This window comes from Vibrio sp. Vb1026, assembly GCF_033338745.1.
Classification (GTDB): Bacteria; Pseudomonadota; Gammaproteobacteria; order Enterobacterales; family Vibrionaceae; genus Vibrio; species Vibrio alginolyticus.
On the sequence record NZ_JAWOTH010000013.1, the window covers coordinates 136,683 to 148,134 of the forward strand.

Here is an 11,452-nt window from a genome sequence, read left to right on the forward strand (position 1 = left end):
CCTTATGTCTATCTTTCTCTGAGCGAATTCTCTTTCGCACGTAATATAGGTTTTAACCAATAATTCAGTACTGTTTTTTCTCCTGTAAGAATGTCTACCACAACCTGCATTCCCGGGATGATCGTAAACTTATCATCAACCTTGAAAGTAACGTTGGCACGGTAGTAGGCATTGCCCTCTTCATTTTGAAGTGCATCGGCGCTTACGTAGGTCACTTCTCCTTCTAGGCCTCCGTAAATGACAAAGTCATAGGCAGACAACTTTACCGTTGCTGGCAGGCCAGGCCTTATGAAGGCGATATTCTGAGGAGAAATTCTCGCTTCAACGATTAACGTGCTATTACGAGGGACTATTTCTAAAATAGGCTCACCCGGCTTAACCACACCTCCGATGGTTCTGACAAAAACATCTTTGATGGTTCCATCGACCGGAGAAAGTAACTGCGTTCGATTCAACTGATCCGCAATCGCCTGACGACTTTCATTGAGCTGCGCTAGTTGCGTCACAACTTCATTGAGCTGCCCTTGTGCCTCTGCCCTAAAAGCAAGCGCAGTACCACGATAATCTGCGATGGATTCAGAATACACAGCCCTTTGCTTTTGGGCAGCAGCTTGTGAACTCGCGATGTCTCCTTTGAGCTTTATAACGTCTCTATTCAGTTTTAATAATTCCACTTCAGCCACCGCGCCACTAGAAACCACCTCTCTCAACATATCTCGCTCTTTCGAGACAATAACCAGACTGCTTTTTAGTGTTTGAATGGTATTCAAGGTATCTAGATAAGCTTGCGATTGTTGCTCAATTCGCAATTTAGCCTCCTCCAGCTCAGACTCCAGTTGGCTCAACCGCTCAAGATAGTTTGCTTTGGCATTCAGATAGGCAGAGTGGCCGGTCATCGAAATATCAAATGGCTGAGGCTCGATACTCACTTGTTGTTTCCAATCCAGTTGGAGGCTATTCACTTTTACCGTTTCTAATTCAATTTGAAGCCTCTGCTTTCTGGCGAGCAAAGATTCAACTTGTTCAGAGGTCTCCGAATAGGTCGACTTAAACCTTGTATCATCCAGAATGGCGATGGTTTGCCCCTTAGTGACGCTTTCACCAGGCATGACAAGTAACTCCTTTAGAATGCCTCCCTCTAAGCTCTGAATCGTCTGAACAGACAAAGTAGGAACAACTTTTCCTTCGCCGACAACCACTTCGTCTAACCTCGCCCACGAGGCCCAAATAATCACACTCAGCACTAACGCGGCAGACAACCAAATCAACGTTCTCGAACGGTTTGCTAAATGAGCATTACTCCAACGAACTGTGCTCATCATTGACCTCCTTCGCGTACAATTGATACTGCGCGTACTCTGTTCGTTTTCGCGTTAGACTGTTGTTTAGCAAAAATTTCTTGGGGCGCTCCTTCCCTCAAAATTGTGCCTTTATCAAGCACAACAATTCGATCACAAAGCGATAATAAGGAATGTTTATGAGAGCTAATAATCATCGTCGTCGAGTGCGGCAACGATTTGAGAGCATTAAACAATGCATTCTCAGCAGGCTGGTCTAAGGAACTGGTTGGCTCGTCTAAAATTAATGCTGCTGGGTTTCGATAAAAAGCTCTTGAAATCGCCACAGCTTGCCTTTGCCCCCCCGACAAATAACGCCCTCCTTCTCCGACTTGCGTTTCTAGACCATGAGGAAGGCGACTCATGTACTGGTTCAAACCCGATAATTCTATCGCACGGCGTAAACGTTCTTGATCAATAACATGATGTCCTAATACTATGTTTTCCATAATGCTGCCGTATATAAGATGCGAATCTTGGCCAACCCAACCCGTTTTCTCTCTTATCAATTCGGCGGGCCAAAGCTGACTGTCAATGTCATCAAAATAAACGCTACCCTGTAAGGCACTGAGTTGATTGGTAATAATAGAAAGGAGTGTAGACTTTCCTGCTCCTGCACTACCAATAACGCCAACGCGTTCGCCTTGCTTGATAGTAAGATTAATATCTCTCAAACATGGCATATCAACATCTGGGTATTGGAAGCTCACGTTTTCTAAACGTATATTCCCTGTAAATTCGGCAGACGTAATGACCTGACTGCGTTGCGCCTCCTGAGGTAAAGACATGATAGAATTTAAGCCTTCAACCGCTGTTTTTGTCTGTTGATAGCGAAGTAACAGCATAGCTAACTGGTTAATCGCCCCTGCAGCACGACCGCTAAGCATGACAATAGCAATGAGCCCCCCCATGCTTAGCAATCCCTCAGAAATTCTGTACACGCCTGTTACAAGTAACATTACGGTAATTATCTGCTGGCTAGATTGAATGGAGTAAGCAACGATATTCGAACAGTTTCGCGATTGATTTTGCCAATCAGAAAGCATGGATACCGTTTGCTCCCAACGCTTTTGTGCTTCTCCCGTAGCGTTATTTTGCTTAATCTCTTTTAAAGAGGACAATGAATCAAACAAGTGAGCTTGTCGCTTCATGGATAGTGCAGCACTTTCCGTATGTGATTGTTCTATTTTTGCTTTTACCGCAAAGCCAAGGATCAGCAGGGTAAACATGACGGCAATAGGTATGAACATCATTGCCCCACCTAGCCAACCTATTAAGACTAAAAATAACAACGTAAATGGGAGATCAACTAAGGTCACAAGAGATGCAGAAGTAAAAAAATCGCGAACACTATCAAAATCTTGTAGTTGTCGAGCGAATGCACCGACTGATGCAGGACGGTGTTCAAGTTTCATCCCCATAACTTTAGAAAAAAGTATCGAAGAAAGCTTGTTATCGATGTACTTACCCGCGGTATCAGTGACAACTCCCCTTGCTTTACGCAATAGCCAATCAAAAATAATGATGACGGAGACACCAGCGACCAAAACCCATAATGTACTGAAAGCTTGATTAGGCACTACACGATCGTAAACGTTCATAGTGAAAAGCGGAATAACTAGCGCTAGCGTATTGATAAGGAAAGAGGCAATCAAAAGATCTCGATACCACGGAGACATTTCTTTCACTACGGCGAAAAGCCAATGTTCATTATAATCCGCTTGAATAGAACTTATCCGTTTGTCCAGCTCTGGACGCATAGAAACTTGCCATGCTTGAGGCTGGAATTGATTATGCAGTTCCTCGCTCGTGACGTATTGCGTTTCACCTTGATCTTCACTAAATAACGTGATTTGATAATCGCTGTTATGTCGCTCAGATATAATAGCGGGTTGTAACGTCTTCCTATTGATTACCACCAATGGAAAGCTCAACATTGCGGTGGATTTTAAATCGATTAATGTGAGTTCAAGATCGGCTCGCTCAGCGGCTCTGATGAATAAGTCACTATCCAATCTACCCTCAACAAGAGGTAATCCAGAAAGCACCTTTTTTGTATGGTGTCTAACCTCAAAATAACGCATCAACCAAGTTAACGATTGCCCCCAAGGATCGTTAGTCAGCTCACTTGATGAGGATGAGTGATGCTTCATGACATACCACCTACTAGCAAGTTGTTGTCATCAATCATCTTCTGTAAGACATTTTCTTCGGCTACGCCAGTCGAATCACCTTTGTAAAGCTGATCGAGAGTGACGCCCTGCATAAGAATCTGTTGTTTTGCCCCCGCCTCTTCTGGTTTTATGTGAAGCGTTACGCCATCATCATTCTCTGTTAAATCGAGCTTATTATCGACTTCTGTTATCGAGGTAGCGGTGATTATAGAGGCAATGTCAATTGTGTCATTATCATCACCAATAGCGGATATTTGGAAATCGTTGATCACATCGTACGAGGGCTTTAACTCGTTACCGAGCCCTGAACTATCAAACTGGAATACATCGCTGCCACTTCCTCCAATAAGCAAATCATTAGCATCTGTCGCAAGTAATGTTTGGCCCCCCTCTTCCACTAAGGCAACATTGACTACCTGAGCAGCACCTTCTGCGACAGTGGCGCCCAGTGTTGCAATCGGTTTTATCGACAACGTAAAATCACTTGCACCGCTAAACCCGCCAACGATGGAAAGATCAGCGACATCCTCTTGATCAACAGTATAAATGCCGTTCAATCTTTCACCATGACTCAACTCTAGATCTGTTGGTAATCCGCGAATCTCCACACTTCCAAACTCTTCGGGTGCAGGGTTGACTAAATTCATGCTCAACCCTAAAGGAATACTCCCAGACGCTTCAGACACAATAGACTGATAATCGGCCGTTAGTGTTGGCTCATCAGCTTCAGGGGTAACAACAATGGTTAGATCGGTGGTTTGCACATCTCCAAAATCGGTTTCGAGTGTCCCTGACACTATCGCTTGATCAAACGTTCTAACATTGAGAGCAACATCCATCGTTCCAAATGCATCCTTCGGAACGAACTCCAAACCTGACACTTCATTTGCTCGCACTAATACCGTCGCCACGGCATTGCCCGCGTCATCGAAAGTAAAGGATGAGAATTGAGTTCCAATACGAATCCTACCTAAGCCTTCCAATGCAGAGGGTTCAGAGCTTGCTTTGATCAACATCGACACTTCTATATATTCGTTGCTATTTGTTTCAAAACCGCTCGCTAAAAAGTCAATCGAAATGGAATCACCTTCATCTCCAGTGAACGTGTTAGAGGTTGTATTCAACGATACATCATCGCCAATCGGTTTTACGCCGACGTTGAACTGAGAAGTGGTATAGTTATAGTCGTTTGATCCAGACTCTTGGGTAATAGCTTGCAGTGTTAGTGAAATATCCCCACTAAAATCTAGTGGCGGTAGAAAGTAAACCTTATCAAGTTGTGCTTGAGTTAGCTGCCACTCCTTGCTCTCACCATCCGTTGAACCGTTATCAGGGAGTAATTCGAACGTCCCATTATTGTCCCAAACCAACACGGCTCCGTCTGGCACTCCTGTCATGACCAAAGACATCGACTCAGAACCATCTTGATCGATTAATGATGCAGATAAGTTTCCTAAATAAATATAATTATCTTCATTACCAACTACGTCTTCTGTTTCCAGAACCGCTTTATCAACCACTGGGGCAATGGTAACGGTAACTTCTGTTGATTTAGTTTGAGTATCTTTCGCACTGTCAGTACTTAAACAACTTCCCGTGACTTCATCAGTAATGTTTACGTCAACGGAAATAACAAGCTCTCCACTGTAGTTTTCAGGTGGGATTAGCTGAATTTCGTTTAGACGCGTAACATCTGTCACTACCCATGTTCCATCACCGTTGTCAATGAGTAGGCTCGGGTCCACGGCAGTAAACCGCGCATTCTCGTCAGACACAGATAAAGAAACCCAATTGACACTTTCAAGGCCAGTCGCTGCGTCACCTTCTCCAGTAATGGACTGCATTGGCCCTTCACTATCGCCCAATACAAGAGCAAGATTCAGGTTGGTTATAGTATCTTCTTGAACCGTAACTTGGCTTGGTGCTATCGCGATATCATCGACAGCAGGAGAGATTTGTACCGTAATGGTCTGAGAGGTTGTTTTCGAGTCACCATCGCATGGGGCCGTTTCTGTCACTTCTAAATTGAAAGTAATGCAACCAGCAAAGTCCTCATCCACGCCAGTAAGCGTCAAGGAAGACAATCCAGCGCTAGAAATTGAATAACCCAACAGATTGCCCGCATTATCATAAGCAGGTATCACACCTTCGCCAGTAAGCTCGACTCCTTCAGGTAAAGAATCTGCGGCGACAAAGAAGGAAACTAAGTTACCATCACTACTCGCTACATCAGGGTTTAAAAACGCCCCAATTGAGACATCTTCACCTTCTTTACCTACAATATCCCCACTTTGAACGCTTCCTGGTTCACCAGGATCAGCACACTGGTCTCCATCTCCTTCATGGCCAGTAATTTGAATTTGGAACTGACCTGTGATGTATTGAGCATCCGTTCCATCTCGAACATACGCTAACACATTCACATCAAGTATCTCTGTATTAGATGGGCTATAAATCGATGCGCCAGCAAGCAAATCTTGAGCGGTTTCCAACACGCTATCACTTGTGATTCCTTCCATTGGAATCAGCCAGTTCCCATCGGCATCTTGAGAAGCACCATTCGGATGAGTAACAATGAGGTCTTGGCCCTGCGGTATCTGTAAAACGATGTAATCGAGATACTCTGAACCATCAATATCCGCTTCTGTAAATGTAATGCCTCCACTCACGTCAACAGCAGACCCATCCGTACTTGTGAATACTTCAGTCGCGCCTTCTAAACGTGTTTTGTCAATATCTTCATTACCAATATCCACTTTTCCAGAAACCACGACGCTCAAAGAACCGTTGATTGCCTTTACATCAGTCTCCAGCGTAGGAGACGTGTCTGTCACTTCGTACTGAACTTCCAGGCTAAACGTCCCACTTAGGTCTTCATTAGCTTTTACAGTGATTCGTCCACTGTTTAACAACTCAGATAATGTTGCCGAGCTACCATCGAGTAGTTCATTGAGTTCTAACGGTAAATTACTTTCCTCTACTGCATTACCATCAAAGTAAAGTGTTAAGCCATCTGGAATGGATACAATGGTGTATCCTGTCAAGGACTCACTAGAATCTATATCTTGATTAACGACAGGCTCAAGATTTAGTGTGATGAAATTGTCCTCAATACCATTGCTTTGTAATTCTTGACCGTCAGTTTGATCAACAATAGGTGAGATTTCCATTTCCACTTTAAGAGGGGTTTCAGCAGAATCACCATCCGGCTCTGTTGAAACGACGATAACATCCATGCTCAGTGTTCCACTAAAATCTTGCTCTGTTTTGAGGTAAGTGTTTTCAAGAACAGCGTTTGAGACCTGATAAACTGGCCCCGTTATTGGGTCCACGTAAGCAATTGGAAGAACAATAGGGTCACCATTTACATCTGTCAGTTGTGTTCCCACAGGGATGTTCTGAAGCAAGATATTAATTTCTTCTGATAGATCGTCGTCTGATGTCTGGATGATAAAATCCAGTTGTATCAGGTTATCTTCGTCTAACGTAGAGAGATTACTAATTACTTTAGTCGCTTGATCATATTGCCAATTCCCCTGTCCACCATCTAGAACAATTGGTTCATCGACCACGCCTTTTAGCTTAATGTCAATGGTTGCAGATTGGCTCTCGGCGGTTTCATTAAGAGGTGCTAAGTCATCAATAGTCGACTCTGTTGAAATGGCGGTTACTTGAAGGGATAGAGATTCAGTAAATGAGCTGATATCCGATTTTGGTTGAAGTAACGCCTCCGAATTGGCTAGAGCATTGGAGGTCACTAGGTAGGTATTAATACCGATAAGCGTAATCCCAGCTCCGACAGGCAATGTCCAACCATCTTGAACTTCTATGCGATAAGACAGAGACTCCGAGCCATCTGTGTCAGTGAGCCGCCCTAAGATGTACTCTTTTAAGTCAATCGCTTGGTCTTCAAGCCCCTGAATGTTTTTAACGGTCAGCGCAGGCACATCGGCATCTGGAGATATATCGATAACAACTTGCTCAGTGATCTCCGCTGTTTTATCTTGCTCATCGGCAAACACACTACCCGACTCAGTCGTTACTGCCGTTACATCAAAAGTAAATCTTCCGGCTAAGTTTTCGTTAGATGTGATTTCAATTTGATCTAACTCGGATTGGCTATACGATTTCCCTTCCTCAATAGCACTTCCGTTAAGTGTTAATATAAGTCCATCTGGAATATTCGAAACTTGGTAGTGGAGCGTTTCAGAACCGTCTTGGTCAAACTTTTCAGCGACAATATTGAGCGAAAGTGATTCAGCGGAATCTTCAACACTTTGATAAGAAAAGTCCGAATCATTAGACCACTCTGGCAAATCTGCAACCGGTAAGACGTTAACATTTAACGTGTTATTGCCTTGTAATACAAAACCATCTGGTTCGACATCAGATACGATTAATGCAGACACTGCTAACGAAACTTTGATAGTGTTGCCCGACAGGTTTAGCGCTGGTTGATAAGTGAGATCACCATTTGGAACGGTGAATATACCCACCCCCATTAGCTCTGTACCAGAAAGACTAATAAATCCGTCATTATCATCATCTTCAAGGCGCACTCCGTCTAAAAACAGAGCCCCTCCTTGTAGAGATTCAACAGAGATCCTTATCGCTTCAACACGCTCATTATTCTCCGTATCCCCAGGAGAAACTCTAATCGGTAACGCGACTGGCGTGGGGTCTCCACTATTATTCGCGCCATTATCTTCTAACGTATCTACATTAACGGTTCGAATAAAGCCCCTGGCATCATCAAGAATTAATTGAGCTTCACTGCTTGCTTGGTCACCGTCTGCATCCGTCACAGTTATCGTTAGATCATCAAGCAAACCACCTACAGGCGTATTAACAATAAGCTCGGTAGTTAGCGTAAATGTCCCATCTTGAGCAATAGTCAGCGTTCCATATTTTAAGTTACCATCACTACTATTGATTAAATCGATGGTCCAAGCATCATTGCTAAATACCGAACTCGCCGTATCGTATGTTTCACCTGCATAGGTCAAACTTGAAATCAACGTGCCATCTGAACTGATTAAGTCGGCATTATTGCTAAACCAGTTTCCCGAAAACTCATCCCCCTCGGTAAGTTCAATTTCTATTGGTGAGCTTGTGTCTTCAGGGATATCATCTACTACACTAACGGTATATGTCTCAGCTTCAGACTGGTCGCCATCCTTATCAACGGCATAAATTGAAAAACTGAGTTCTAATGTGTTCTCGTCCGCTGGAACACCGTCAGGTTCATCGTGTTCAAGTGCACGGTATAGATCAAACTCGACAGTCCCATCGGTATTAAATCTAATTCTAAAGACGTCTTGCTCGCTTTCATCTCTTGCATATAACCAACCATTCGAGTCCGGTGAATCAAGCGAAACCAAGCTACCACTACTTGTTTTATAGCCGAGCACATTGAACATATCGATATTCACGCTCACACTGGCGATAGAGTCTGAACCTTGTAATAGCGTAATGGATGGTGACGAGCCCTCGATGCCAGAATCAAGCGAATCATCATTCAACCCACTTTCATTGACTGTGATTCCCTCTGTAATTACTAGTTCCGGAAACAAGCCATCATAGACCAGTATGTTGGACTCCGTAGAGATCTCGCTTCCATCAGAATCTCTCGCCACGATGGGCATAGAGATCGACAATTGCGTCCCATCACCTAAAACATGGTCAAGCGAGTGATAAAGCTCTACAGTTACATTAACGGTAGACGTATCATTTGATGGCAAAGAGAAGTCACTAGGTAACGTGACCCTAAATACAACGTCTCCAGTGTCTGAAATTGCGTCAAAGCTTCCATCATTGTTATCGTACCAAGTGACAGCCTCTCCGTTATAAGTAACAGCATCACCAAGTGTAGTTTTGACAGTATCTCCATCATTTATGTCAACACCCAGATACACAATCGGATCGAATGATGACGTAACTATCACATCCGTATTCGCTATGGCTGAAACCCCATCAGGAGCAATGTTTGTATCGACAGGTGTTTCGGTTAACTCGACATTGCCACTATTGATTAGCGCTTGTCCATTGTCGTTATCTATAACATTAATGTCTAAAACGACCGACGTGTTATCTTGGTCTGAGTCGATTGCAGTAACAACGAGAGGTACGTTTGGATCAGTATTTTCTTGTTGGTCGAGAGCCTGAAAAAGCTCAAAGGAGTAGGTAATGTCGCTATTTGCATCAATAGGTAATGAAGCATTGAGGGTAGCTTGAAAGATGGGAATCTGAGTTTGCCCATCTTCGTCAAGAATATAACCATCAAGTGTTTTGCCATCCGCAGAGACTTGATAAAGCACAACTTGTTCACCACTCGTCAACAAGGGTTGTTCAAAGACGATGAACGACAAAGATTCGAGGTAATCACTGCCAACCTCAACTTGAAAATTCCCTGAGCTCAACACACTTCCATTTGCGAGATCAGATTCTTTTACTTCTACCCCATTCAAATTATTTAAAGTTGGGTCTGCACCATCCTTTAGAACATAATCAATTTCATTCTCTACAAGCGGTGTGGCATCTAAATCTACGCCGCCAATGGTCAACGGGAAGGTTACCGTATCACTGCTATTGAATTGATCGATAGGGTGCTCAAGAGTAAGTGAAATTGAAGCTAATACATCGTTACCCGACTCAACGCCACTCAATGTTAACGTAAATACAGTGACACCATTCGCAAATGCTGTAATTTGCTTTCCACTGGAACTTAACGTGTAGCTAAGCTCATTATCAGAGACTGAGCTTGTAAGCCCTAATGCTTCTAACTTAGTAATAGATGACCCACCGAAATACAAACTACTCGGATCCGGATTGTCAGATCCCGCGACAATATTGACAGTTCCTTCAAAGTTCAATATCGGGCCATCCAAAGGGACTTCTGTTACGTCTATAGTCGCATTGCCTACGTAACCTGCTTGTCCATCAGTAATGTCAATGGTCGCGTTAGCCAAGCCATAGTCTTGGGAGTCATCTGCAGCTAAATAGCTGAAAGAAACACTTTGCTCGACCGAATGATCTAGGTTTCGACCTGCATCAAACTGCCAAGAGCCATCAGAAAATACGGTTAATTCGCCTTTTTCTAAACTAAAACTTACGGATCCCCCCTCTAGAATTGACTTCTGCTCCCCGCCAGCCTCTACAAATTTCACATAAAGTGTTCCATCAAGATCAATATCATTTTCAAGTACATTGCCCGTAATTGTTTGATCTTCTACGACTGAGTATGTGTCATCTCTAATCACCGGATCAGAGTCATAAATAGTAATCGTTAACGGTGCCACAACCGTCTCTTGTGTACCGTCAGCATCACTTTGAATGCTTTCAACCAATACGTTAGTCACCAGCTCATCTTGACCTACACCATGATCAATCGCTTCATAAAAAGTAATTTGAACCGTACCATCATCATTGACTTCTGCTGAGAAAACTAATCGGTCGTCGGTCGATGTTCCTTGTAAGCTCAACCCATCTTCTGCAACAACAACATTAATAGATTGACCGACCGATGTAAGCGCGCTCAAACTTGGCTGCTCTGCATGCAGTGCTGGCACACCATTTTCTATGTTGATGGCTGCCGAGCTGCTTTGCTCACCAAAAAATCCAACGATGTTTTCAGAAAATACCGTTGAACCGGGTAGCACTATTGTTGGCATGGTATCGACCGCATGGTTGCCGGCGGCATCCAACACTTCAGCTTCAATGGTCCACGTGCTGTTTAGATTGAGAGTGTTTACGTCAATTCCGGTTACTGTCCACGAACCTGATGCATCAACAAGGCCAGTAAAATTCAGCGTGCTGTCTCCGTCACTTACCCGAATCGTCACCGCCAGACCTTGCTCTACACCATTGGTTGTCCCTCTCATTTCCGTGACTATACCCTCACGGAAATCATCAATGGCAAGACCACCGCTAATATAAAAATCC

General features: G+C 43.7%; 3 protein-coding genes. All 3 read right to left on the bottom strand.

The features are described from left to right. Nucleotides 1-8: 8 nt before the first annotated feature. From R7E47_RS18015 to R7E47_RS18025, 3 genes are read right to left on the bottom strand one after another with little or no spacing between them, the layout of a single operon-like run. Complete coding sequence (locus R7E47_RS18015) at nt 9-1,322, bottom strand: HlyD family type I secretion periplasmic adaptor subunit (RefSeq protein WP_021033865.1); 1,314 nt, start codon at nt 1,320-1,322, stop codon at nt 9-11. Continuing rightward, nucleotides 1,319-3,490 carry a type I secretion system permease/ATPase gene (locus tag R7E47_RS18020; protein ID WP_318084844.1) on the bottom strand — a complete coding sequence of 724 codons (2,172 nt, stop codon included), beginning with the start codon at nt 3,488-3,490 and terminating at the stop codon, nt 1,319-1,321. Before R7E47_RS18020 ends, R7E47_RS18015 begins: the two co-directional genes overlap by 4 nt. Next, complete coding sequence (locus tag R7E47_RS18025) at nt 3,487-11,391, bottom strand: Ig-like domain-containing protein (protein WP_318084846.1); 7,905 nt, start codon at nt 11,389-11,391, stop codon at nt 3,487-3,489. The genes R7E47_RS18020 and R7E47_RS18025 overlap by 4 nt, the downstream gene beginning before the upstream one ends. Nucleotides 11,392-11,452: the final 61 nt, after the last annotated feature.